General features: G+C 64.0%; 20 protein-coding genes and 1 tRNA gene. 9 read left to right on the forward strand and 12 right to left on the reverse strand.

What is annotated here, in order from left to right; translation table 11 throughout:
- Positions 1–2: 2 nt before the first annotated feature.
- Entirely contained in the window at positions 3–2,801 is a 2,799-nt protein-coding gene (locus KF712_11525; protein MBX3741615.1) for a DUF2339 domain-containing protein, read from the reverse strand.
- 245 nt (positions 2,802–3,046) lie between these two features.
- Between KF712_11525 and KF712_11530 the strand changes: the two genes are divergently transcribed.
- Together KF712_11530 and mutM are read left to right on the forward strand one after the other, a co-directional pair.
- A complete protein-coding gene (locus KF712_11530) occupies positions 3,047–3,703 on the forward strand; it encodes a hemolysin III family protein (GenBank protein ID MBX3741616.1) in 657 nt (218 codons plus the stop codon).
- A gap of 6 nt (positions 3,704–3,709) precedes the next feature.
- Positions 3,710–4,525, forward strand: coding sequence for a bifunctional DNA-formamidopyrimidine glycosylase/DNA-(apurinic or apyrimidinic site) lyase (gene mutM, locus KF712_11535; GenBank protein ID MBX3741617.1), 816 nt, complete (start codon positions 3,710–3,712; stop codon positions 4,523–4,525).
- 4 nt (positions 4,526–4,529) lie between these two features.
- Here mutM and KF712_11540 read toward each other — a convergent pair whose 3' ends face one another.
- Both KF712_11540 and KF712_11545 read right to left on the reverse strand, forming a co-directional pair.
- A complete protein-coding gene (locus KF712_11540) occupies positions 4,530–5,390 on the reverse strand; it encodes a 50S ribosomal protein L11 methyltransferase (protein MBX3741618.1) in 861 nt (286 codons plus the stop codon).
- Between the two features lie 81 nt (positions 5,391–5,471).
- A tRNA-Gly gene (locus KF712_11545) sits at positions 5,472–5,546 on the reverse strand.
- 114 nt (positions 5,547–5,660) lie between these two features.
- Here KF712_11545 and trpC point away from each other — a divergent pair.
- Positions 5,661–6,440, forward strand: a complete 780-nt coding sequence (trpC, locus tag KF712_11550; GenBank protein ID MBX3741619.1) for an indole-3-glycerol phosphate synthase TrpC — start codon at positions 5,661–5,663, stop codon at positions 6,438–6,440.
- Positions 6,441–6,527: 87 nt separating this feature from the next.
- Here the strand turns inward: trpC and hisD are convergent, their stop codons facing one another.
- Positions 6,528–7,817 (reverse strand): histidinol dehydrogenase, encoded by a 1,290-nt coding sequence (gene hisD / locus KF712_11555; protein MBX3741620.1) that lies wholly within the window; start codon positions 7,815–7,817, stop codon positions 6,528–6,530.
- Between the two features lie 204 nt (positions 7,818–8,021).
- On the opposite strand from hisD, the gene KF712_11560 reads away from it, so the two are divergent.
- Positions 8,022–8,873 carry a transglutaminase family protein gene (locus KF712_11560; GenBank protein ID MBX3741621.1) on the forward strand — a complete coding sequence of 284 codons (852 nt, stop codon included), beginning with the start codon at positions 8,022–8,024 and terminating at the stop codon, positions 8,871–8,873.
- 15 nt (positions 8,874–8,888) lie between these two features.
- Positions 8,889–9,773 (forward strand): transglutaminase family protein, encoded by an 885-nt coding sequence (locus KF712_11565; GenBank protein ID MBX3741622.1) that lies wholly within the window; start codon positions 8,889–8,891, stop codon positions 9,771–9,773.
- A 209-nt stretch (positions 9,774–9,982) separates the two neighbouring features.
- Here the strand turns inward: KF712_11565 and KF712_11570 are convergent, their stop codons facing one another.
- From KF712_11570 to rsmA, 7 genes are all read right to left on the reverse strand, one after another.
- The gene (locus tag KF712_11570; GenBank protein ID MBX3741623.1) at positions 9,983–10,801 is read right to left on the reverse strand and encodes a hypothetical protein; all 819 of its coding nucleotides are present in this window, start codon (positions 10,799–10,801) and stop codon (positions 9,983–9,985) included.
- 9 nt (positions 10,802–10,810) lie between these two features.
- Complete coding sequence (locus KF712_11575; protein ID MBX3741624.1) at positions 10,811–12,283, reverse strand: MBOAT family protein; 1,473 nt, start codon at positions 12,281–12,283, stop codon at positions 10,811–10,813.
- Between the two features lie 140 nt (positions 12,284–12,423).
- Positions 12,424–12,990 carry a DUF420 domain-containing protein gene (locus KF712_11580; GenBank protein MBX3741625.1) on the reverse strand — a complete coding sequence of 189 codons (567 nt, stop codon included), beginning with the start codon at positions 12,988–12,990 and terminating at the stop codon, positions 12,424–12,426.
- Between the two features lie 7 nt (positions 12,991–12,997).
- Positions 12,998–13,714, reverse strand: a complete 717-nt coding sequence (locus tag KF712_11585) for an SCO family protein (protein ID MBX3741626.1) — start codon at positions 13,712–13,714, stop codon at positions 12,998–13,000.
- 7 nt (positions 13,715–13,721) lie between these two features.
- Positions 13,722–14,609 carry a hypothetical protein gene (locus KF712_11590; GenBank protein ID MBX3741627.1) on the reverse strand — a complete coding sequence of 296 codons (888 nt, stop codon included), beginning with the start codon at positions 14,607–14,609 and terminating at the stop codon, positions 13,722–13,724.
- 58 nt (positions 14,610–14,667) lie between these two features.
- Positions 14,668–17,352 (reverse strand): PQQ-dependent sugar dehydrogenase, encoded by a 2,685-nt coding sequence (locus KF712_11595; protein MBX3741628.1) that lies wholly within the window; start codon positions 17,350–17,352, stop codon positions 14,668–14,670.
- Positions 17,353–17,400: 48 nt separating this feature from the next.
- The gene (gene rsmA, locus KF712_11600) at positions 17,401–18,726 is read right to left on the reverse strand and encodes a ribosomal RNA small subunit methyltransferase A (protein MBX3741629.1); all 1,326 of its coding nucleotides are present in this window, start codon (positions 18,724–18,726) and stop codon (positions 17,401–17,403) included.
- A 177-nt stretch (positions 18,727–18,903) separates the two neighbouring features.
- Between rsmA and KF712_11605 the strand changes: the two genes are divergently transcribed.
- Both KF712_11605 and KF712_11610 read left to right on the forward strand, forming a co-directional pair.
- On the forward strand, positions 18,904–20,697 hold the full coding sequence (locus KF712_11605; protein MBX3741630.1) for an ATP-binding cassette domain-containing protein: 1,794 nt from the start codon (positions 18,904–18,906) through the stop codon (positions 20,695–20,697).
- Positions 20,697–22,007 carry an SGNH/GDSL hydrolase family protein gene (locus KF712_11610; protein MBX3741631.1) on the forward strand — a complete coding sequence of 437 codons (1,311 nt, stop codon included), beginning with the start codon at positions 20,697–20,699 and terminating at the stop codon, positions 22,005–22,007. The genes KF712_11605 and KF712_11610 overlap by 1 nt, the downstream gene beginning before the upstream one ends.
- A 185-nt stretch (positions 22,008–22,192) precedes the next feature.
- Here the strand turns inward: KF712_11610 and KF712_11615 are convergent, their stop codons facing one another.
- A complete protein-coding gene (locus KF712_11615; GenBank protein MBX3741632.1) occupies positions 22,193–22,789 on the reverse strand; it encodes a nuclear transport factor 2 family protein in 597 nt (198 codons plus the stop codon).
- Between the two features lie 58 nt (positions 22,790–22,847).
- Here KF712_11615 and KF712_11620 point away from each other — a divergent pair, with 58 nt between their 5' ends.
- Together KF712_11620 and KF712_11625 are read left to right on the forward strand one after the other, a co-directional pair.
- The gene (locus tag KF712_11620; protein ID MBX3741633.1) at positions 22,848–23,969 is read left to right on the forward strand and encodes a sulfotransferase; all 1,122 of its coding nucleotides are present in this window, start codon (positions 22,848–22,850) and stop codon (positions 23,967–23,969) included.
- Positions 23,966–25,291 carry a cytochrome P450 gene (locus KF712_11625; protein MBX3741634.1) on the forward strand — a complete coding sequence of 442 codons (1,326 nt, stop codon included), beginning with the start codon at positions 23,966–23,968 and terminating at the stop codon, positions 25,289–25,291. The genes KF712_11620 and KF712_11625 overlap by 4 nt, the downstream gene beginning before the upstream one ends.
- Positions 25,292–25,597: the final 306 nt, after the last annotated feature.

A 25,597-nucleotide genomic window follows, 5' to 3' on the forward strand; every position in this document is an offset into this window, starting at 1 on the left:
AATCACTTTTCCTCGAGCAACCGCTTCAGGACAGGGGCGAAGCGGTTGTAGAACAGACCGAGCAGGATCAGCGCGGCTCCCAGGACGATGAAGGCGATCACGCGGGTGAACGCGTTGAAGTCCCAGACATCCCGCACGAACACCTTCAGGATCGCCATGGCCAGCAGGCAGAAACCCGCCTGGCGGAGCGCCACCAACCGGATGGCGAGCCCCGCACTGACCATGCCGAAGCCCAGCACGGTCCACAGCACGGACACAGCATGCCAATCGTGACGCCAGACGAGCATCTGCGTGGCCCACATCGAGCCGATGACAGCGGCCGCCCAACCGGCCACCGCCGCGGGCCTGCGGTCGGCTTCCTTCCGGAACCATGAGGTCCAGACCACCAGGCCGATCAACGCGCAGACCACCGCCCAGCCGCGCCACGACGCGTCCGGATTCATCCGCCAGATGTCGTGGACTCCTCTCAGCAGCCACAACACGGCCAGCGCGAGGAAGCCCCACACTTCCGGCATGGTCCGTATTTTCAGGAGGATGGCGGCGGCGAGGAGCAGGATGGCAGTGAAAGCCATACCGTCCCCGAAGAAGCCGGGCGCGAACACATTCCAGAAAAAGCAGGTGCCGATGAAAGCGGTGCCGCGGAGGATCCAGGCGGTGGCAAGGCGCAGGCCCTGTGGCAGGGTTTTCCCGGAGCAAAGCAGCAGAGCCAGCATCGCCAAAGCAGTTCCCGTGAGCCACAGGCTGTCCCCCACCGTGGCATTTCCGAACCGGACCGTCGCCGGAAGCAGCAGGGCCGCGGAGCACGGAGCCAACCGGCCGATCTTTCCGAAGATGGCCGCGGCCAGCAGCGCCATGCTGACGATGGCCGCGAGCATCAATCCGTGTTGGGCGGCTCCACCTTGGGTGATTGCCCAGGCAGCCGCGGCGGCGGTGGCGACGGAATAGATCCAGCCATGCAGGTCCGGCAGGCATTTCCCGAAGTCATCCACATCGGAATGACGTTCGCGCCAGTGCCAGAGTCCTGCGGTGACCAGTGTGGCGCATGAGATGGATGCCAGCGGCAGCCATTCCGTCAGGTGAAGCGAGGGCCAGGCCGAAGCCGCCACGAAAGCCAGTGCACCGAAGGCAAGCTCCGGCATCTCCCTGCCACGGGGAGCCAGCAGGAATCCCGCGGACAGAGCCGCCGCAACTCCTGCCATGGCCAGTGCGGGCCACGGGCCGGGAAGCCACCACGCCCATCCCGCGATGCCCATGACAACCGCGAAGGAAAACACCATCCCCGCGCCGGACCGTGCCATTTCCAGAAAATAGCCTGCCTTCCCGGATGTGGAACCCACGCGGAGGGGAACGGATGCCGCGGCGACCAGCAGCGCGGCGACTCCGGCGCTCCAGGGCGGGATCGGGCCATAGGGAACCAAGGGAATCAGCCGGATCAAGGTGAGAAACAATACCCCGGCGGCGGCCAGACAGGAAAAGACGAACTCGCTGCGGCCACGGAACTTCGCGAAGGCGAGCGCCAGCGCCAGCGACTCAAACGCCAGCCCGAGCGCGAGGTGGAAGCCCTCCAGGCGGATCACCATCGCCAGGCTGAGCAGTGCGAGCCCCTGGAAGACATTCACCCCTCCGGCGATCTCGCTGCGCCGCCTGCCGACGACTCCCAGCGCCAGCAGCACCAGACCGAACACCGCACAGACCATCCAGTAGTTCTCGCTCTGGTAGCGCTGCCACCACAGACCGCTGAACAGGGTGAAGAACGCCGCGTTGTTCCCCCCCGTGAACCATGCCCGCGCCCTGGGCCCCATGGCCTCGCGGAAACGGTCGAGCACGCCCGGCAGTGCCAGCATGATCCAGACCGGCGGCAGGAACCACATCACCGCCGGGTCCCTGATGACCCCACCGGAGGCCCCCAGCAACTGCCAGCCGAGGAACGCGCCATAGGTGCCCGCCATCGACGCCACGCCCGGTCCCATCCACCCGGGACGGAGCATGAGCAGCACCCCGGCCGCCGCGAGGATGACACTGGAGAAGCAGGTCATCCAGCCGATGGGCTGCAGCATGGTGGAGTACGATGCCAACAGTATCCCGAGGACCGCCGTTGTCCGGGCATTCCGCAGCCAGGACACCGTCACGATCACACCCGCGGCACCGAGCATGAGGATCCCCGCAACCACCGGGCTGTCGATCACCCGCAGCCGGGCGACATGGTGGGAGGCGAACGTGCAGTAGTAGAAGAAGGACATGCCTCCGGCCAGGATGACCTCGCCGAAGCGCTGGAGCGCGGCCTTTCCGGCCAGCCTGCGGCCGGTCTCCATCAGGACGCCCGCACAGAGGAAGAGACCGAGAAGCCGGACGCCGTTCGGCATTTCGCGGATCCAGCTCTTATAGGCGAAGTTCCCCAGCAGGACTAGGCCCGTCAGCAACAGCACGACCCCGAACCTGACCAACCACACGCGGCCAAGTTGCATTTCGAATCCGCCGTCCGTGGCCGGACTCTTCGGGGAAGCGGCGGGCATGGGTTCCGGAGATGGAGCCTCCACCGGAGCCGGTGGCAATGGAGAAGGCGGCAGTGGAGGCGGGGCGATGGGTGCGGGTGCCTCTTCCACAGGCAGCGGCGGGGCTTCTTCCACCACTTCCGGCACCTCGGGCAGGTCCGTTTGGGAGACAAGGGAAGCAGATTCCAGTTCGGAAAGCTTCTTCCGTATTTCCTCCAGCACCGCCCTATGCCCGCTTTCCAGTTGGTCCAACCGGGCACGGAGAGCCTCGATTTCCCGCTTCCATGCCTCTCCGTCTGCCGGTGCCATAGCGTGTAGCCTAGCTGAAATCCGCATTCCGCAACATCGATTTCCGGATTCCAACGGAGCGCTGGCTTCAGCCGGCCCCGGAGAATCCGGCGTCTCCACCATGCCGGCTGAAGCCGGCGCTCCATCCGCCTCCGCCACGCCCCACCATTTTTTCCAGCCGAAGGTCTCACGACCTTCGCTACACCTCTTGCGGAAACCCGGCCTCGACAAACCGCCCCGCCGGAGCGATGGGAATACGACGCCCGATGAACCAGCAGCCCGCATCCAGGTCCCCGCTCTGCCAGAGCCATGGCGAGGAGATGGCCAGCACCCTCACCCACGCGCTGGGCGTGGTGCTGAGCATCGCCGCGCTGGTGGGGATGATCCTGACGGTGTGCAACACGGCCACCGAGGTGGTGTGCGCCTCCATCTTCGGCGGCTCGCTGGTCCTGCTCTACGGAGCGTCAACGCTCTACCACGCCTTCAGCGGAGTGAGGATGAAAGGTTTCCTCCAGTCCTTGGACCACGCCTGCATCTATCTGCTCATCGCCGGGTCCTACACGCCGGTGATGCTCATTTCCCTGCGCGGGCCGTGGGGCTGGACGCTGCTGTGCGTGGTGTGGGCCATGGCGCTGGCCGGGGTGGTGATCAAGCTGGTGCTGCCCGGGAGAAAGGACCACTGGATCTCCACCGCGCTCTACGTCGTGATGGGGTGGCTGGCCGTCGTCGCCATCGGCCCGCTGGTCCGGGCGTTGCCGACCGCAGGCGTCGCATGGTTGGTCGCCGGGGGGCTGAGCTATACCTTCGGCGTCGTCTTCTTTCTCTGGACCAAGCTCCGCTACCATCACGCCATCTGGCATCTGTTCGTGCTGGGCGGCAGTGCCTGCCATGTCGCCGCCATCTGGCTTTACGTCTTCCGCTGAACCACCGTGCCGGAGCTTCCCGAAGTCGAGACCACCCGCCGCGGCATCGAGCCGCATGTGACCGCAGCGAAGGTCCGTGAGGTGATCGTGAAACGCCACGACCTGCGGCAACCCGTCAGCCCCACCCTGGCCACCATCGAGGGCCGGAAGATCCTTTCCGTCATCCGCAGGTCGAAATACCTGATCTTCGGCATCGACGACGGATCATCCATGATGATCCACCTGGGCATGTCGGGCAGCCTGCGGGTGATCGGGCCGGAGGAGGCGTGGAAGAAGCACGACCACCTCGGCATCACACTTTCGAACGGGAAGCAGCTCCGTTTCCATGATCCGCGGCGGTTCGGGCTGGCCCTCCATTTTACCCTGCCGCCGGAGCAGCATCCGTTGTTGAAAAACCTCGGCCCGGAGCCACTGGAGGAAACCTTCGGTGTGAAGTATCTCCGCTCCGCCTGCGCCTCGCGGAAGGCCGCGATCAAGCTCGTCATCATGGATGCGAAGGTCGTGGTCGGCGTGGGGAACATCTATGCCTCCGAGTCCCTCTTCCGCGCCGGCATCCTTCCCCAGACCGCGGCAAACACCCTCACCCTGCCGCGGCTGAAAAAACTCACCGCCGCCATCAAGGAGGTGCTGGCGGACTCAATCGAGCAAGGCGGCACGACCCTGCGGGATTTCCTGAAATCGGATGGCGAGCCGGGCTATTTCCGGCAGAAGCTCTTCGTCTACGAACGGAAAGGCGAACCCTGCCTGAAATGCGGCACGCCCATCCGCCATGCGGTGATGGGCCAGCGGTCCACCTACTGGTGCCCGAAGTGCCAGAGGTGAGGCGTCACTTCTCCTTGATCAGGTCCGCCATGTGGCCGCCGTGGGCGGTGACCCACTTGCCCTTGCGGATCACCTTCGTGAAGCCGAGGCCGGACTTCGCGGCGGCCTCGAACACATCCCATGCCTGGGAGGCGAGGATGCCGGAAACGATGAGATCGCCCCCTGGTGCGACCGATTTGGCGATCACCGGCCATGCCTGGATGAGGACGGTCGAGAAGATGTTGGCCAACACGACGTCGTAGCCCTTCTTTCCAGGCTTCCACTTGAGGATGTCCTGTTCCTTCACGTCGATGCCATCGACCTTGTTGCGTTCGGCATTCCGCTCCGCGACGGTGACGGCGAAGGGGTCGAAATCGCAGGCATACGCCGGGCCGGAGCCGAGCTTCCGGGCCGCGATGGCGAGCAGGCCGGTGCCGGTGCCGAGGTCGCCGACGGTCCAGTTGGTGCCTTTCCTTTTCCGGGCCACATCCACCAGCAGGCGGAGGCAGGTGGAGGTGGTGGCATGGTCGCCGGTGCCGAAAGCCATTTCCGGCGGGATGATGATGAGTTCGCGGTTAGGGTGCTCCTTTTTCAACGCATCCAGTTCCTTCTTTCCCGTTTCGGAAGTGAGGAGGAAAACGTCGCGCACCTTGAGAGGCTTCGGAGCCTCCACCGGCTTCTGCCAGTCACTGCTCACGAGCTTGCGCACGCTGCCGCCGAATTGCTTCACGATGGCATCGGCGTCTTTCTTCGATTCGCAATAAACCTGCACGCGCACGGATTTCCCGCCCTTGAGGTAATCGAGGACGAAGTTGGGATTCCCGTGGAAGCGGTCTTCCCAGGCATCGATCCATTTGGCGGCGGAGAGTTTCGACCAGACGAACATGGATCGGTTCTAACCGGAAGGCGGGTTCTGCCAAACCCAATCTCAATCATCGGAAATGAAAAAACCTCCCGGATGGGAGGTTGGAGCGGGCGATGAGATTCGAACTCACGACATCCACCTTGGCAAGGTGGCGCTCTACCACTGAGCTACGCCCGCGACGCTGATTGCGTGCGGGGGGTTTCTACATCCGCAGCGACGGCGGGCAAGACATTTTTGACAAAAATTTCCATGTTCTTTCCTCCGGGGCTGGGTTTCCCTTGCCGCGCCAGCATGTCCGACAAACTCGCACAGATCATCGCCACCAAGCATCTGGAGGTCGAAGCCCTCCTACCACGTGCTTCCCACCTCCGCGCCGCCGCCCTCCAGAGAAATGATTTCAGGGGTTTCCGCAGCGCGCTCGACCGTGGACCGGACAAGCTGGGCGTCATCGCCGAGGTGAAGAAGGCATCTCCTTCCGTCGGCCTGATCGACCCGAACTTCGACCCCATCCGGCAGGCCCGGCGCTACATCGACGGCGGCGCATCCTGCCTCTCCATCCTGACGGACGAGAAATACTTCCAGGGTTCCCTGAGCTACCTTTCGAAAATCTCGGAATTCTCCACCGCACCGTTGCTGCGGAAGGATTTCACCATCCACCCGATCCAGATCCATGAAGCGGTGATCGCCGGGGCGGATGCCATCCTGCTCATCGTCGCCGCGCTGGATGACGATCTCCTGCGCGGACTCTACGAGGAGGCGAAGTCCTTCCAACTGGACGTGCTGGTGGAAGTCCACAACCTGGAGGAAATGGACCGCGCGCTGGAGCTGGGGGCGGACCTCATCGGCATCAACAACCGGAACCTGAAGACCTTCGAGATCGATCTGGCCACCACCGAAGCCCTCGCCGACGAGGTTCCGGATGAAGTGCTGCTCGTTTCCGAAAGCGGTATCAAGACACTGGATGACGCGAAACGCGCGCGGGATGCCGGCGCGAATGCCGTGCTGATCGGTGAGTCGCTGATGCGCGCGGACGACCCGAGCCGGGAGATCGAGGCTTACCTGGCGCTCTGAGGGGTTCGCTGGGAGCGCTGGTCTTCAGACCGGCTCTTTCGACGAGCGATGCCAAGATGCCGGTCTGAAGACCAGCGCTCCCAGCAATCACTTCTCCAACCGGATGGCCGTGGAGCGGCCGTGGGCATCAAGTCCCTCGATGCGGGCGAATTCCTCGACCACGGAAAGGGATTTGCGGACCGACTTCTTGTCGAGCTTCACGATGCTGGTGCGGCGCTGGAACTGGTCGGCGCGCAGGCCGGAGAAGGAACGGCCACCACCACCGGTGGGCAGGGTGTGGCTGGGACCGGCGAGGAAATCACCGACAGCCACGGGGGAGTCGTTGCCAAGGTAGATGGCACCCGCGGTCTTGATCTGCGGCAGCCACTTGTCCTCGTCCGCGACGATGAGCGAGACGTGTTCCGGCGCGAAAGCGTTGGAAATTTCCACCGCATCCGCGAAGGATTTCACATGCAGGAGGAAGGTGCCGTTCTTGAGCACTTCCTTGATGATCTTCGGACGGGAAAGGGTGGGGAGCTGGCGGTCGATGGCCTTGAGCACCTTGCCAAGCAAGGCCTTCGAGTCGGTGACAAAGCCGACGACGCTGTCGCCGCCGTGCTCTGCTTGGGCGAGCAGGTCGGACGCGATGAAGTCCGCATCCCCCGTCTTGTCCGCGACGATGAGAATCTCGCTCGGCCCGGGCAGCAGGTCGATGGACACCGCGCCGATGAGCTGGCGTTTCGCCTCCACGACAAAGGTGTTCCCCGGTCCGAAAATCCGGTCCACGGGCTTCACCGACTTCGTCCCCAGCGCGAGCGCGGCGATGGCCTGCGCCCCGCCGACCTTGATCGCTTCGGTCACGCCGGCCGCCTTGAGGGCGTAAAGCAGTGCGGCATTCACGGTTCCGTTCGCGCCGCAGGGAGTGGCAGCCACGATCTGCGGGACACCCGCGGCTTTCGCGAAGCCCGCGGTCATCAGCGCGGTCGATACGAGGGGGGCCTTGCCGCCGGGGACATAGACACCCACCCGCTCGAACGGGGTGAAGCGTTCACCCACGACGGCGCCTTCGGCGTTCTTCGCGGACCAATCCTTGCGCAGGCTTTTTTTCGCGAAGGCGGTGATGTTGGCGAGACTGCGGGCGACCGCTTCTTTCGTCTCCGGGGAAACGCTTTCCTCCGCGGCGGCGAACTCCGCCCCGCTGACGAAAAGGGTCTTCGGGGTGAGGACGGCGTTGTCGAAGCGTTTCGTGTAGGCGAACAATGCCTGGTCGCCTTTTTCCGCCACTTCGGAGATGATCTGTGACACCAGATCCCGCACGCCATGCTCCGGGATCGCGCGCCGGTTGAGCTTGCGGACGAACGATGGATAGCCGGGGTCGTTGTAACTGAGGATCTTCATACCAGGCAGGTCGGGCGCGCACTGTGCCCGGGTTTTCCGGTTTCGCCAATCTTGAAAAGCGGATGTCTGCACGAGGCCTATCGACAGAGTCCCAATGGGCGGATGGACATGGATGAAGGCCATTCATCTTCCATCCGCGGTTCCCGAACATAAATTCCCTCCGGGAACCATGGCATCCGGGACTTCCATGTGTTAGGATGGCGGATGCGATTCCGCGTCAGTTCCCAGCTCGACTACCATCTGGAAGATCCCGCCACGTTCTTCTTCGCGCTCAAGTGCATCGAAACGAACGGCCAGCACATTGAAAACGAGTCGCTCCTGATCGAGCCGGAGGCGGACACGGATGACTTCACCATCGGCGTGGGGATGAACCGCTTCACCCGTGTCCGGACGTCCGGCAGCGGACCGCTGGCGCTCCGCTACCAGGCGGATGTGGAGACCAGCATCCAGCTCACGGATGTTTCCTCGCTGATTTCGGAAGGACCACACCTGCTGGTTCCGGATGCGATCCCGTTCCTTTTCCCCAGCCGTTACTGCCAGTCCGACCGTCTCCGGCAACAGGCCGTCGATCTTTTCGGCCATCTGGAGGATCCGCACGCCATCGCCTCCGGCATCAGTGACTGGATCTACGAGCATGTCGCCTACCGCAGCGGCACCTCCAACGAGCAATCCTCCGCGGTGGATACGCTGGAGCAGCGGCAGGGCGTCTGCCGCGATTTTTCCCATCTCGCCATCGGCTTCTGCCGGGCGATGAACATGCCGGCGCGCTACGTGTCCTGCTACTCCCACCTGCTGGATCCGCCGGATATCCACGCTGTGTTTGAAGTCTTCATCGGCGGGATGTGGTATGTTTTCGACCCCACCCGCCTCGCCCCGCTGAATGGTCTGGTGCGCATCGCCACCGGCCGGGACGCCGCGGACGCCGCCGTCTGCACCATCTTCGGGAACCCGGTGCTCAACAACATCCAGGTGGCCTGTGAGTCGCTGGATGGGGAGTTCGTCCCCATCACCCGCGACACGCTGCATGCGGCGAACCAGGCGATCGCCCTGCTCTGAATCCACCCGTGGCCCATGGAAATCCTGGACGTCAAAACCGAACCCCGCGAGCGGCTGCATCTCGTGCATGAGTCGCTCTACACCTATTCGGAGCCGGTCCATTTTTCGCCCCACCGCCTCGTCCTGCGCCCGCGGGAGGGCCACGACGTGCGCCTCCACATGATGACGCTGGAGACATTCCCCCGCTCGGAGATCCACTGGCACCGTGACATCCTGGACAACTCCATCGCGGTGGCTGAGTTCACGGAACCCTCCGCGGAACTCCGCATCCGGAGCGAGTTCATCATCGCCCTGCCGGCACCCGTGGACAAAGAGAAGCCGCCGCTGCTGGTCGCGTATCCGCCGCATGTCGCGGGCATCGACGAACTCATCACCGTCCCCTACCGGCAGTTCACCTATCCGCAGGAAGTGGAACGGTTGAGGAAATGGTTCGTCGCCAACAATCTGGAACCACAGACCGGAGACCGCCGCGCGATCTTCGATGAACTGGCGGCGCTCATTTTCAAGACCATCCGCTACACGCGGCGGGAGGAACCGGGCGTGCAGTCCCCCATCGCGACGCTGGATTTCGGCAGCGGATCCTGCCGGGACATGGCGGTGCTGATGATCGAGACAAGCCGGGCGATGGGCTATCCCGCGCGGTTCGTGAGCGGCTATCTGGAAAGCACGAACTCGCTGGTGGGCCGCGGCTCGACCCATGCTTGGGCGGAAGTCTATCTGCCAGACAAGGGCTGGACGGGCTACGACCCCTCGACCGGCCGCCGCACCGGTGCGGGCCACGTGGCGGTGGGTGTGAGCCATCATCCGCGCGGTGTCATGCCCGTGACCGGAGGCTATGCCGGGAATCCGGGCGTCACCTCCACGCTGAGGGTTTCAATATCGACCGAGCGGTTGCCGTAAGGAGGGAGGACACTCCTGTCCTCCGGCGGCATTGGCGAACAACAGTGGAGAAGTTTTCAGTGTTCAGTTTTCAGGAAATAAATGAATGCTGACTACGAATCCGGGCAGCCTTGAAAAGATCCGTTTCTTTCCTTCGCGGCCTTTGCGCATTCGCGGTGAATTTTCACTGACTTGCTGGTGCAGCCGGAGGACAGGAGTGTCCTCCCTCCTTACTCCAGCAATGCGTTGACCACGAACGTCGCTGCGGCGGCGTCCATGTGGCGGCCATCCGTGTAGCCGATGGCGTCCGCCGGGATGCCAGTGGTCATGTCCCACCATGGCAACCTGGTCCTGGCCGCGACCGCCCGCGCGATCCGCAGGTCCAGCTCGGTTTCCTTTCCGCCTGCGGGCAGCAGGACGAGCCTCACATCCGCGCCGTTGTATTTCAGGCGGGAGAGGATGCGGGAGATTTCCTCCACCAGGCGTTCCTCGCTGGCGTCCTGCAATTCCGGCGCGGCATCCATGACGGAGAAGCCGGATGATCCGGCGAAGGGAGAGGCATCACCGGCTTCCGCGATGGCTTCCTTGTTCCTGTGTGACTCCAGCCAGGAGTATGCGAAGGCGGTCGGCCTCGCGGTCGCTCCGACGTTCGGCACTTTCATGCCCACCTTGAACCAATCCGAACGGATGGCGGCTGCGGTTTCCTTACCCCTACCGTCGAGTTCGTAGGAAAGCGTGTTCGCCTCGACGAAGATGACTTCGGCGGATGGCAGCAGCCCCTCGTCGATGGCGCGCAGGGTGATGACCGCGCTGGCTCCGTCGCAGCCGAGGTTTCCGGCCTGCGGGCGTTCCGGCAGGCGGCCGGTGAGGGAGGAACCGAGAAACAGCACCCGGGGATGGTCCTTCGCTCCGGTCTGGAGGCGGGAGATGGAGGAGAAGTAGTTCGATTCGCTCTTGCGCGTCTTCCCGCCCACCAGCTTCAGGGCAAACGTCTGCGCGCCGAAACATCCGGCGAGGGCAACGAGGAGGATGACAGGATAGCGGGCCATGGTGCGATGTCAGAACTGGAAGTAGATGAAGCCCCGTGGCGCGCCGGGATTGGTGATGACCAGGAAGATCATCACCGCATGGACGATGCCCTCCGCCCATGGATTCCCCGCCTGCTTCACCCAATACGGGCGGTGCTCCTGGAGCCATCCCCAGCCGTGGTAAAGCACCGCCATGCCGCCATAGGCGAGGAGGGCGAAAACGGGCTGCCCCTTCACGCTCCAGTCGCCGCTTCCCATCATCTCGAAGAACAGGCGGATGTGCGCCATGTCCGGCATGAGGAAGGTGAGCCACAGGAACATGACCGCGTGGAAGGCATACACCCAGCGGAAGCCGTCGCGCAGCAAGCGCCACGGACCGGCGGAGGCGAAGGAGCCCGCGCGGCTGCGGAAGACCAGCCGCTCGAACGCCAGCAGGCCGCCATGGAGCGTGCCCCACAGCGCGAACTTCCACTCCGCGCCATGCCAGAGGCCGCCGAGGAACATCACCAGGAAAAGGTTGAAGTAAGTGCGCCCGGATCCCTTCCGGTTCCCGCCCAGCGGGATGTAAAGATACTCCCGCAGCCAGGAGGAGAGCGAGAGGTGCCAACGCCGCCAGAATTCCGTGATGCTCAGCGACAGGTAGGGAAATCTGAAGTTCTCCGGCAGACGGTAGCCGAACATCAGGCCCAGCCCGATGGCGATGAGCGAATACCCGGCAAAGTCCGCGAAGATCTGCAGCCCATAGCCGTAGAGCATGGCCATGAGCGAAATGGGTCCGCTGGTCCGCAGGCTGCCCTCCACCGTGAGCAGCACGGTTTGCTCCGCCAGATTGTCCGCGACGAAGATCTTGAGGAAATAGCCGGTGACCAGATAGCGGCGGACCAGCGTCCAGTCGATGTTGCTCCAGAGCTTCTCGCGGATCTGGTCCACGAAGTCGTGCGCCTTGACGATCGGCCCGGCGACGAGCTGCGGGAAAAAGACGATGTAGAGAGAAAGGTCGCCCAGCGATGCCGCGCGGCCCGATCCCGACCGGCCGAGGCGGCGCTGGGTTTCCTGGCTCACGTTCCCACGGTGGACATCCACCAGCAGGCTGATGGCGTGGAAGGTGTAGAACGAGATGCCGATGGGCAGCGGGATCGACCGGACCCACGCGACCGCCGCCGGATGCACGCCCGGCACCGTTCCTAGCAGGATGCCCGCGTATTTGAAGAATGCGAGGAAGCCGAGGTTCAGCACGATGGCCCATACCAGCCAGCGTTTCGCCGCCACGGGGCGTTCCTCCCGCTTCGCCGACAGGATCCTCTCGACGGAGATGGCGTTGAAGACGCAGGAAACGCCCAGCAGCAACAGCAGCCGCGGATCCTCCCAGCCGTAGAAGATGGAGCTGGCGGAAAGCAGCACACCCACCTGCCAGACACGTGTCCAGCGTGCCGGCACGGGGACATAGTACAGCACGAGCGTGATCGCGAGCAGGACCAGGAACTCGAACGAGTTGAAGAGCATCAGGGGGAGGACCTATCAGATACGGTCCTCCCGTCCGGTTCAACCCCCGCCAGTCACGTGATCGCGTATCACCGGAGCGCTGGCTTCAGCCGGCATCTTTGCTTTGCGAAGCCAAGCCGGCTGAAGCCGGCGCTCCTTGGTCAATAATAGGGCCGCAGCATCAAGTAGCAGACGGGGCCGGTGGCGGCGACGTAGAGCCACATCGGGAAGACCCATTTCACCAGCCTGCGGTGGGCGGCGAAGCGGTTCGTCCAGCCGGAGATGAAGGCGAACAGGATGAACGGCAGGCTGATCCCCGCCAACACGATGTGGGTGATGAGGAGGAAGAAATAGACGGTCCGCATGACCCCTTCTCCACCATAGCGGGTCTCCACCGTGGTGAAGTGGTAGGCCACGTAGCACAGCAGGAAGCCGACCGAGAGGCCCATCGCCGCGAAGATGAAGTTCCGGTGCAGCGCGATCTTCCCTTGCTTCACCGCCACCAGCGCGCCGATGAGTGCGAAGGTGACCAGTGTGTTGAGAACCGCATGCACGGGCGGCAGGAAGGACATGGACCAGCCTTCCGGCAGCGGGATCTTGTAGGGGCTGCGCATCATGACCACCAGCACCAGCACCACGGCGGTCAGGATCCATGCGGTGATGCCCAGCTTCTTCGAAAGGGCTTCCTGAGGGGCGCGTGACAGCCACGCTTTGTGTTCCGGTGTCATGGGAGATTCACTTTTTCGCCAGTTCCAGGCGGATGCGGTCGAAGAGTTCCTTCTTCATCCGCTCGTACATCTGCGGGTCGCGTTTCTTCGCTTCCTCGGAGCGGGCATCCGCCAGCGGCCACTTGCCGATGACGTTGAAATTCCGGTCCACCAGCAGGAAGCCGAGGTCGTGCTGGTAGCGGCCGTTCGCCTCGATGTCCAGCGGGTCGCTGCGCTCGCGCACGCCGAAGAATTTCAGTTCCTTCTCCAGATAACTGTGCGTCGCCTTGGCCTCCCCGGCGTTGAGGAACCACCAGTTCTTCGTGTCCGCGCCCAGCACCTTCGCGTACTCCTTCAGCTTCTCCGGCTTGTCCTCCTCCGGATCGACGGAGATGCAGGCGATGTGGAAATCCGGATCGGATTTGAACGCTTCGTAGATTTCCCGCAGTTCGGAGCCGTTGCGGACGGCACAGTGCGGGCATACGGCGAAAAACTCCGCGGCGACCCATACCTTGCCCCGCAGGTCGGACAGCTTCACCTGCTGTTCATCCTGGTTCACGGCGGTGAGGTCCTTGCCGATGGCGAAGTAATCCGGCGGCGTGGTCTTGCCACTGTCGATGATGAGTTCCTCCCGGGGTTGGAGCGCGGGGAAGGTGGACCGGGTGAGGATCGCCGCCGCGATGATGAGGGCTGAGATGACGGCGACGCCGGTGTAGAAGAGGAAGATGGTGGTTTTGCGGCTCATGGTTGTTTCACGGATTCCGGAGGCGTTTCCGGGATGAGATCACGAAGTATCCGACTCCCCCGATGGCAAGTGCGACTCCCGCACCAAGGAAATACAAGGGGGCCTTGCTGTCAGACGGCTTCTGGACCGCCTCCGTCAGCAGGATGTCGATGGTCTTTCCGAGGAGAGCTTCGAGTTCTCCGGCGTTGGAGCGTTCCGTCCCGGTTTTTATTCCACGTTCGTCCCAAGAGGCCGCCTGGTCGAAGTCAAACGGCCCGACATAGGGTGATCCGCCCCGCTTCTGCGGAACGACCGGCTGGCGGACGATGCCGTTGCGGTCGAGCAGCACCAGCGAGGTGTCGAACACCCATTTCCCGTCTTCCTGGTGGGGGAAAATGGATGCCTTGAACTCCTTTTTCACATACTTGTGGAGAAGTTCCTGCTGGTTGGTCCCCACCCACCACTTGGGCAGGCTGGCACCGAGGGCGGTGGCGGCGGTGGTGAGGGACTCCAGGGCCTTTTCCGGAGGGCCGGGGTCCACGACCAGGGAAACGAGGGCGACGTCATCGTTCGCCGCGTATTGTTCCGCCATCCGCTTCATCACGCCGTTGGTCCGCTCCGAAGTCTCCGGCTGGGCGGAGCTGACGACCTGGATGAGGATGACTTTCCCGGAAAGGTCCAGCAAGGCACCCCGCCCGCCGTCCTGCCGCACGAGGGGCAGATCCTTCTCCGGCGTGAGGCGGTTGCTGTTCATCGCCGGGCGGTCGCTGGTGGCCTGCTTGCGGTTGTAGCTGCGGTAGGCCCCCAGGATGGCCACGGCACCGACGACCATGATGACCACCAGGATGAGGGCGGTCATCCAGAGCTTGCGGGGATCCGGCGTTACGGGTTCGAGCTGGACGGGAGGCTGCGGCATGCGCGCGAGAGCGTAGCCCCCGGCAGCGGCTTGGCAAGCCACAGGGACACCCTGATCGTCACGGTGCGGAAATCCGCCCGCGGAAAAACCGCCGGGGGCCGGTGGGCAAAGGGATTTCCAACGTCCTTTCACCCGCCGCAGCCGGAAAAACGGGCGAATTTCCCGGCACATCCCATGGCACCCAGGAGCCGGGGGCGAGGGTTTCGCTGGTTTCGATGACCATCGCCCGGTTCGCGGGCAGTGTGTGGCGGAAGCGGAGCTGGCCGCCGGAGATGTCCGCTTTCAGGAGCGACGGCGGGTTCGCCGTTTCAGGCAGGGTCCCGGCCAGGTACTCCGTGCGGTTGTCCAGCCCGTCGCCATCCGGATCCTGGTCCGGGGCGGCCCTCGCCGGTGGCGGGTCGCCGAACATGGCCACCTGCCACTGGGCGAAGCTCCGGCGGGCGGGCAGGTCCGCATTGATCCAGTCCGTGAGCAGCGCCACGCCGGAGGAGTCGATGACGTTCGAGCCGATGGGTGGCATGCGGGAGGGTATGCCCTGCATCCTGCGGACCGCGACCGAGTGGGTGACATCCCCCGGCACCACGAATCGGTTGGCGGCATTCCCCGCCGGGTCGAGCAGGACGCCGTTGATGATCATCGCAGCATCCGTCTCCACCGTCGCGCGGGCATCCCAATTTCCGCTCGCGGGGCCGCCGGGCTGGTGGCACTGGGAGCAGTTCACGGCCAGATAGGAACGCACCCGCCACTCCCGGCTTTGGGTGGCATCGTCCGTAGCGGCGTAGGCGGGCAGGGTGTGGACGCCGCCGACGCTGTTGGAGAAATAACCCGCGACCTCCAGCGCGGTGAGCTGGTTCCGCGTCTGCGTGCCGTAGAGGTGGTCGCGGTTGAGCTGGCGGGTGTTGAAGGAAAGCGCGTGGCCGCCCACCGGGGTGTGGCAGTTCATGCACTGCCCGCGGCTGGGGAAACGCCATGTCTGTGAGGTGGGTGAGCCACCGACGGTGATGGTGAGCGGATCATCCCTCCCCTCTTCGTCCACCAGGTCCGCATCCGTCTGGTCCGCCCGCCAGCGGTAGGAAAGCCCATAGGTGCCGCTGGCGGTCTTCACCAGGATGCGGGTCTCCAGCTTGCGCGCGGAGGACGGCTGGCCGCGCACCGTCTCGATGTCGAAATGTTTCACCCACACCATCCCGGTGGGCAGGGTCCAGTTGCCATCCCGGCTGTAGGTCACATCGTCCGTCGTGTTGCGGATGGAAAACCAGCGGCGCTTGATGGCGTGGTCGCTCCAGAACGGGAGATTCACATCGTAGGGCACGATGCCCGCGTGCGGGGTGAGGGAGGCCAGATTGGAAAACGCGCCCACGGCGGAAAGGGTGGCCGGAGGGGCGGTGCCGGTGGTCTGCGAGCGGACGAACCGCTTCACCTGTCCGTTCGCGCAGAAGAGGAGGTCGCCGTCCCGCGGATCATGGCCGAAGTGGACGATACCGCCCTCCTCTCCGAGTTTTTCCGCGGTCCAGGTGCCGTTGTTTTCCCTCAACGCGACGATGGGACCGCTGTAGTCCGCGAAGACATAGGCTCCGAACAGCTCGGTCAGGCGGTTACCCCGGTACACGGCCCCGCCCGTCACGCAGTTACCGCCCAGCACCCCATTACTGGATCTACCGTAGTCATAGATCGGCTCTATGGGGGAAAAGCCGGACGGAGGCGGATCCTCAGGGGAAGGCGGGCTGTTGTATTCACGGGTCCCCTCCCGCCAGGACCAGCCGTAGTCACCACCCCGGGTGATGATGTCGATTTCTTCCCGCGCCCCCTGCCCCACATCCCCCAGATACAGCCGCCCTGTGGGCCGGTCGAAGGACCAGCGGAAGGGATTCCGCAGGCCCGTGGCCCAGATCTCATTGCGGACGTTTGCGGGATTGATGGCGACATTGTGCCAGGTGGTGCGGCCGATGAAGGGATTGTCCGCCGGGACCTTGTAGGCGGCGTCATTTACTGCGGACGGATAAGAGGTGGAGTTCTGCTGGTGTAACTGCGGGGTCAGGTTTCCTGCGCGGTGATCGACATCCAGCCGCACCATCTGCCCCCAGAAGCCGGTCCGGCCCGCTGTGGGGTCCTGCGTGATGAAGCGCGCGTTGTTGTACTGATCCCCGCCGCCGCCCTCGTCCCCCAGTGAAAGATAGAGGTATCCGTCCGGGCCGAAATCAATGGTGCCGCCATTATGGTTGGACGCGCGGTCGTAGATTGTCAGCAGGCGTTCGTGGGAAAAAATCTCCGGAGCGTCCGAAGCGGGGCTTTCCATCACCACGCGGTGGAGCCGCTGGAACAGCTTTCCGTCTTTGGCAACGAAGCTGAAATAGACGAACAACGTCCCGTTCGCGGCGAACTCCGGATGGAACGCCACGGAGAGAAATCCGTTTTCCCCTCCACGGTTGAACGTCTCGTCCGTCTCCAGCAGATCGCGCAGGTCCAGATAGGGCTTCGCCTCCAGTTCCGCCGCTGTGAGATCCACGATCCTTAGGATTCCTCCGCGCTCCGCGACGAACAACCGGTGCCTTTCATGCCGCACGGAGACGACGGACATCGGCTCATCGAAGACCAGATCCCCCAGCGCGTTCTGCGTGGTGTATCCCGTGGCGGAGGGCAGGGCCGCCGGGAGGTTGAGCGTGGTGTTAGGAACGCGGACGAGCTGGCCACCCGCATGGGTGAAAAGCATCAGTGTGAGCAGAGCCGCACGATAACCCTTCATCCGGACACCGGTAACCCGGTTCCGGAAGAATGCGACGGCTTTCTGCCTTCACTTTGCCAATTTCCAGCACTCCAGGAAGCCGCTGGCGAAATCCGCGGGCCGGTTGGCGATCCATGCCTCCACCTCCGCGACGGGGAACCACATCGCGGCGTCGATCTCCGCGCAGGGGAATTTCACGGAGCCATCATGCCGCGTGCGGTAGAGGCGGACGTGTTCCCAGCCGGTTTCCGCACAGGGTTTGATGCGCCCCACTTCCTCCACCGTCGCGCCGGAGATACCCATTTCCTCCTCCAGTTCCCGGATGGCCGCAGGTTCATAGTCCTCCCCGGAATCCAGGTGCCCGGAAACACTGGAATCCCACACGCCCGGGTGGGCGTCCTTCAGCAATGAACGACGCTGGAGCAGGATGTCCCCCCGCTTGTTATGGACGAAAACATGGACCGCGCGGTGGAGCAGCCCGTTGGCATGCACGTCCGCACGGGTGGCGGTGCCGGTGACCTGGTCATCCACATCCACCACATCGAAAATCTCGCCATCCTTCTGCGGCAGATCCTTCAACGGATGGGGATCGAACGCCCGCGAAAGGTCCACCCACTGCTCCAGCGTGAGATCCTCGCCACGGACCGTGAGGGGCAGGCCGAGCGCACCGGCCACATCCTCCCATGCCGGTTCCTTCGGCATCTGCTTCTTGAGCTGCTTCCTCCGCTGGGCGAACCCACGACGGATGATCTCATCGAAAAGCCGCGCGTCAAAGGGAGGCAGGCCGCTTTTCCGTGGCGTGAGCACGGCCACACTGGAGTCGATCCTCGGCTGCGGATAGAAGGCTTCCGGCGGCACGGTGCGGAGAGGTTTCACCTCCCACTCCGACTGCACACGCAGGGAAAGCATGCCGTAGTCATCGGTCCCGGCGGCGGCGGCCAGGCGGTCGATGACTTCCTTCTGCAGCATGACCACGGCGCGGGAAAACGGGTTCGGCCGGCTGAGCAGGTTCTTCATGATCGCTCCCCCGGAGGAATATGGAAGGTTGCCGAGGAACTTCACCGGGCGGTGCTTGAAAAGCTTCCGGCCATCGAACTTCGCGCCGTCCTCATGGTGGACCTCGACGGAGGGGTCATCCTTGAAGCGCTCCTTGAGCGCCGCGGCGAGCCGGGCGTCGAACTCGATGAGGATGACCTTCCGCACGGTGCCCACCACATGCTCCGTGAGCGCGCCGGTGCCCGGCCCGACTTCCACCACCGCATCATCCGGGGTCAGTTCGAGCTGGGAGACGATCCAGCGCGCCATGTTCGGATCGACCAGAAAGTTCTGCCCGAGCTGCTTGCTGGGGAGCACCCCCGTCTGATCCAACACTTCGCGCACTTCCCGACCGGTCATCGGGCCTTTCATGCGCCATCCGCCGGGGTAGCGCAATCCCCGCGTTCACTGACAAATTGCCATTTTGCGGTCGCCCGCCTGCCGCACGGGTGAAAATGAACCTGGATTCCACACCATCCCTTTCTTCCGGCGGGAGTCCACCGTTGGGATTGAAACGCTGGCTGCACGGTTGACGGCGTGCCCGCCATCGTCTCCCATCCCGGCATGTCCGAGCCGAAGCGCAGCAAGCCGATTTCCTCCCTGAGGTGGATCTTCGGCTACCTGATGAAGGAGAAGAGGATCTTCATCCCGTCCATGGTGGCGCTTTTCCTCACCGCCATCCTTTCGTTGGCCTTCCCATGGTTTCTCAAGGAACTGATCGGCAACCCCACGGACGCCCTCAACGATGGCATCGACCCCGCCGAGATCCTGGCGAAGTCGAACCGCATCGTGCTGGAACTGGTGGCGGTGCTGGCGCTCCAGTCCATCGTCGCGTTCTTCCGGGTGCAGGGCTTCATCCGCTCCGGTGAATCCGCGCTCAACCACATGCGGCGGGACCTTTTCGGCCATATGATCCGCCTGCCGATGCCGTTCTTCCAGGAACAGCGCTCCGGCGCGCTGAGCAACCGCATCTCCGCGGACCTGAACCTGGTCCGGGAAACGGTGCTGACCACCATCCCGCAGGCGGTGCGCCACACGGTCATCCTCGTCGGCGGCCTGATCGCCATCTTCATCGCCACCTGGAAGCTGTCGCTCATCCTGCTGGGCAGCGTGCCCATCGTGGTGCTGGCCATCGCCATCTTCGGCCGCAAGGTAAGGAAGCACTCGCGGGACGCACAGGATGCGCTGGCGGACGCCGGCACGGTCATCGAGGAAAGCGTGCAGGGCATCGCGGATGTGAAGTCATTCACCAACGAGCCGCTGGAAGGCGCGCGCTATGACCGCTCCCTCACCCGCTTCCTGGATGTGACGAAGCGCGGCGCGCTGGCGCGGGCGGCGTTCCTTTCCTTCATCATCTTCGCCCTGTTCGGCACCATCGCCTTCGTCTGCTGGTATGGTGCGCGGATGATGGCGACGGGCGAGATCTCCAGCACGGAATTCCTGTGGTTCGTGTTGTTCGGTGTCTTCGTCGGCGCGTCGCTCGGCACGTTCCCGGAGATCGTCTCCGCGCTGCAACAGACGGCGGGTGCCACGGAGCGCCTGCGCGAGCTGATGCACACCCCGCCCGAGCGTGAGGATGGTGAAAACGGCGTGCGCCTCGGCGGGGCACTGGCATTCCGCGACCTCTCCTTCCGCTACCCGTCCCGTCCGGATGTACAGGTGCTTTCGGACCTCGGCTTCCAGGTGGAGCCGGGCCAGCGGGTGGCCCTGGTGGGACCGTCCGGCGCGGGCAAGTCCACGGTCTTTTCCCTGATCCTCGGCTTCAACTCACCGGAAAGCGGCGAAGTGCTGTTCGACGGCCGGCCCGCGCCATCCCTCTCGCTCCACGCGCTGCGCTCGCAGATCGCCATCGTGCCGCAGGAGGTGCTGCTGTTCGGCGGCACCATCCGTGAGAACATCGAATACGGCAGGCCCGGTGCCACGCCTGAGGAAATCCAGGCCGCGGCGAAGCAGGCCAATGCCCATGATTTCATCTCCGCTCTGCCGGAGGGATTCGACACGGTGGTGGGGCCGCGCGGCACGAAGCTCTCCGGTGGCCAGCGCCAGCGCATCGCCATCGCCCGCGCCATCCTCGCGGACCCGCGCATCCTATTGCTGGACGAAGCGACCTCCGCGCTCGATTCCGAAAGCGAAAGGCTGGTGAACGAGGCGCTGGAAAGGCTGATGGAAGGCCGCACCAGCCTGGTCATCGCCCACCGGCTCTCCACCGTCCGCCATGCCGATCGCATCCTGGTCTTCAACCAGGGCAAAATCGTGGAAAGTGGCACTCACGATGAACTGTTGGCGCACAACGGCACGTATCGCTTCCTCGTAGAAACACAACTCGTCTGATGACCACGACCCGCCGCCGCTTCCTCGCCTCCGCAAGTGCCTTCACCCTCGGAGCCGCCGGATGGATGCGGGCGGCGGAAACGGGGACCGCGAACGCGTTCTCCCCCATCAAGGGCAAGCTGGCCGCGGGAAAGGATGCCGTCCTTTTCATCAACGGCGACAGCACCTCCTATGAGCCGAACGGACCATATTTCCTCTTCGCCAAGGCCATCGGAGAGGCGATGGACTGCAAGGTGGTGATGCACCGCTGGGGCGAATGGGAGATGGGCAAGCCGAGCGGCCCGAAGCAATACGAAGCCCCCGTCACGCTGCGTGACAAAGGCAAGGCGACGCTCACCGTTTATCTGGCCACCCTGCCCGGTGCCTCCGCCACGGAGATGTTCGTCAACGCCCGCCGGGCGCAGGCGATCGACGCCATCCCCCAGCCGGACTGCTGCATCCTCCACCACGGGCACAACATGCTTGGGGCATTCCAGTCGCTGCCGGGTGACAGGACGTCCCTTTGCGGCTGGCTTTTCGCCGCCATCGGCATGACGTCGCTGAAATGGCCGGGCGTGCCCCAGGTCATCACGAACCAGAACGCGTGGAAGCGGGTGGACAACTACAAGCGGGCGCTGGAGTCCATCCAGACGGTCGCCGCCCTGCATCCATCGCTCACACTGGTGGACTCCCACACGGCCTTTGTCACCGCCGGGATGACGGATGACCTTTACCGGAACAACGACGTCATCCACCCCAGCGATGGTCCGTCCAACCACAAGGGCGCGGACCTGGTGGCGGCGGCACTGATGTCCGCCTGGACCTCCGCCGCGGCGGGGCAGGCGTTCACCACCCCATCATGGCCCGCGATGCCGGACAAGGGATTGGTCGATTGGGCGGAGCTTCCGGACAGGAAAGACGCCGATGCCACGAAATCGGCGGATGGTAGCGGGCTGGAGGTGAACTTCAGGAATCCGGAGGCATCCATCGGCAAGAAATTCTCCGCCGGAGAGATCGCCACCCTCAGCGGAAAAACCATCAGCATTTCCGCGCTGGTGGACGTGCCGCCGAAGATGCGGGTGACGGGCAGCTTCCACTGCAAGTGCGAGGGAGAGCCCCGAGTCTTCATCCTGCGCAGCGGTGGCTTCACCAATGGCCGGATGCTGCTGGTGTGCGCGGGCATCCAGGTGGACGCCGACCAGGGCGGCATGCCGGTGGAGCTGAAGTTCTCCTCCGCCGTCGTCCCCAACGAGCCGTTCGTGGGAGGCCCGCTGCGGATCACAAACGTGAAGATCACGGAAGGCGGACTGCCGAAGGGTGGCGGAATTTAAGGACTGCCCACCCATCCGACTGTGGCTGCGGCGTCCCGCCGCAGGCCGTGGCGATGGCGTCCCGCCATCGCATCTGGAAGGCCATTCGGCAGCAAAGCCGATGAAGTATGGCACCCTTGTGAGGAAGGTGACGTTTCCCGGCAGGACTTGCGGCGGGACGCCGCAGCCACAGGCCCGACAGACGATCAATCTTTCCGCCTGCGGCCAAGCGCCCGCCCGATGAACAGTCCCACGACCAGGGCAATGGCGGAACCGGCGATGGCCACCACCTTCACCGCGTTGAGCAGCGGGTTGTCCAGGACGTTCATGGAAACGTGGTAGCTGGAGAGCAGCCACTTGCCGTCCTGCTTCACCATGGTGGCGGTCCAGCGGTTGTGCATCTCGAAGTCTTTCCCCGCGAGGTGGAAGACGCCGACGTTGTAGCCATAGGCGACGCCCGCGTTGTTGCCCGCGTGGAGGATGGTCGGCTCATCCGCCGTCGGCGGCACCTTGTAGCCCTGGAAGGTCTTCTTCGACTTCGCCGCCATGTCCGCGTAGAACCTGCGGATGGCCGCCGGGCCCTTGCACACCTGGCCGTCCTGCCAGGTGACCACCACGTCGGGATGCAGCAGCGGATCGATGATGTCCATGTTCCCCTCGTTGATCCCCTTCACCAGTTGGTCCTTCAGCGCGCGCAGCTCGACATGATCGGGGTCCATCGGCTCCGCGGCATCCTGCGCGCGGGCGGTGTGGGAGAGGAGAAGAGCGATGGCCGGAACGAGGGCGCGGAGGAATCGGAACATGGCGATATGCGGAGTTTGAACTTGGAAATCCAAGGGATGCAGCTTACCCCGTGGTTGTTTGACCGCCAGACTAAAACACCGCTGGAGCATCGGCCACAACTACCTTTCCGGAATCACCGCTGGCGATTGGTGGCGGCTTCTCAACGCCAACCGCTTCGGGGTGGATGCGGTCTACTGGCACCGGGCCGCGGTCATCTCCCTGCTCAGCCTTTTCAACTCCTTCCACCGCCGCAGGGAGGAGCGGCTGTTCGATGAAAAGATCGCGGCGACGGAGATCAAGCGACCGCCCCTTTTCATCCTCGGCCACTGGCGCAGCGGCACCACCCATCTCCACAACCTGCTGGCGCAGGATGATGTGAACTTCGCCTTCGCGAACACCTATCAGGTGGTGAACCCGCACACCTTCCTGACGACGGAGGAGGCGAACACGCGCCGCTTTGCCTGGATGATCCCGGACAAGCGGCCCATGGACAACATGGCGCTCAGCTTCGAGTCGCCGCAGGAAGATGAATTCGCGCCGCTGCTCATCAGCCTGATGTCCTCCTATCTGGGCGTGTCATTCCCCCGCCGCGAAGCATTCTACAACCGCTACCTGACCTTCGATGAAGCGTCGCGGGAGGAAACCTGGCAGTGGATGGAGGCGTTCCGTTGGTTCATCAAGAAACTCACGCTGAAATACGGTCGCGCGCTGCTGCTGAAATCCCCCCCTCACACAGCCCGCATCCGCCTGCTGCTGGAGATGTTTCCGGACGCGAGGTTCGTTCACATCCACCGCAGGCCGGATGAGGTCTTCCAGTCGTTCCGCCACTACTATGACACGGCGATGTGGCACACCTACCTGCAACGCCCGGACCGCGGCGGCATTGATGAAGAGATCATCGCCCGCTACCGGGAGCTGTATGGCGCGTTCTTCCGCGACCTGCCGCTGATCCCGCCGGGGAACTTCCATGAGGTGGCCTTCGATGACGTGGAGCGGGATCCCATGGGAACCGTGGAGGGCATCTACAAGGCGCTGGGCATCCCCGCGTGGGAGGATGCTTCAGGAAAGATCAGCCGCTACGTTTCCACCCTGGATGGGTATGAGAAAAACCGCCTGACGACCCTGACCGCTGCTGAAAAGGAAAAGCTCCGCTCGGAGTGGGGCGGCATCTACCAACGCTGGGGCTACGACATCCCATGAAGCGCCACGCACCATCCCCACGCGGCGGCTTTCTGACAGGGCACCTGCACCGCATCCGCCACGATGTGCTGGGCCTGCTGGAGGAAAGCACGCGCGACCACGGGGACATCGTCCGCTTCAAGGTGGGGCCGCTGGTTTTCCACCTGCTCAACCACCCGGACCACGTGTCGCACGTGATGATCCGCAACCGCAGGAACTACGACAAGGCGTCCCGCAGTTCCGAAAACATCGGCCTCATCTGCGGGGAAAGCCTGCTCACCTCCAACGGTCCCGCGTGGCAACTGAGCCGCCGCACCATCCAGCCGATGTTCCACCGCAGCGCGGTCGCCGGATTCGTCTCCAGCATCGCCGGATGCACCCGTGACATGCTGGACGGATGGAAAGGAAAAGAGGAAACGGACGCGGCGTCGGAGATGATGAAGCTGACCTTCCGCGTGGTGGGACAGTGCCTTTTCGGAGCGGACCTGGGGCGGGAGGCGGAGACGGTGGAAAGCTCCATGCACCGCATGATGCTCCACACCTACCACCGCTGGCGCAGCCTCCTCCCCCCTCCCGCGAACTGGCCGACACCGGCGAACCTGCGTTTCCGCAGATCGCTCGCGGAGGTGGACGGCATCATTTCCCGGCTCATCGCCGCGCAGCGGGCGGACCCGCCGGAAACACCCAACCTGCTGTCCATGCTGCTCCACGGCGAGGATGAGGAAACGGGTGCCGCGCTGGGCGACCGGGCCGTACGGAACGAGGCCATCACCTTTCTCCTCGCCGGGCATGAGACGACCGCCAACGGGCTGGCGTGGACGCTCTACTTGCTCTGTCGGCATCCGGAATGGATCACCCGCATCCGGGAGGAATTCGACGCCATCTGCGGAAACCGTACGCCCACCATGGAGGACCTGCCGAAGCTGGTGGACACGCTGCACGTCTTCGAGGAAAGCATCCGCCTTTACCCACCGATCTGGGCGATGGAACGCCGGGCCATTTCCGATGACGAGATCGGCGGCTACCACATCCCGCGGAACTCCGGCGTCATTCTCAGCCCCTACATGCTGCACCGGCATCCGGACTTCTGGGAGGACCCGGAGGCCTTCCGGCCCGACCGGTTCCTGAAGCGTGACCATGAATCCTACTACCCCTTCGGCGCGGGCCCGCGTTTCTGCATCGGCAGTGAATTCGCGCTCGCGGAAGCCCGCGTGATCCTGCCGATGATCCTGCGGGAATTCGACCTGGAGGAGATGCCCGGCCAGACCATCGAGGCGGAGCCGTCGATCACCCTGCGGATGAAGAATGGATTCCGGGTGAGGTTGAGGGCGAGAAAAAGGTAGGGCTGCCCGGCCCGGGCTGCCGAAGCTGCAACGCGGGTAGTCCTGCGTCGCTCCTTTTCATCATCGGGCATCATCCGCCTGTCCGCCGAAAGCATCGGCGCGCCCGGCGGTCGCGACCCTACCTTTTTTCCAAAGGCAGTCGCACCCTCCCAAACCACCATCGGGACAAAATTCATCTGTCCTGAACGATCCGCCGCGAGACGCCAAAAATCCTTCGGGACATCATCGGGACACGCGCTCAAAGGATCATGGAAACGATAAAGGAGCCGACGCGTTCGGCACAAAGCGTTGATAGCCTGATGAAAA

The organism is Akkermansiaceae bacterium (assembly GCA_019634595.1).
In the GTDB taxonomy this organism is placed as follows: Bacteria; Verrucomicrobiota; Verrucomicrobiia; order Verrucomicrobiales; family Akkermansiaceae; genus Luteolibacter.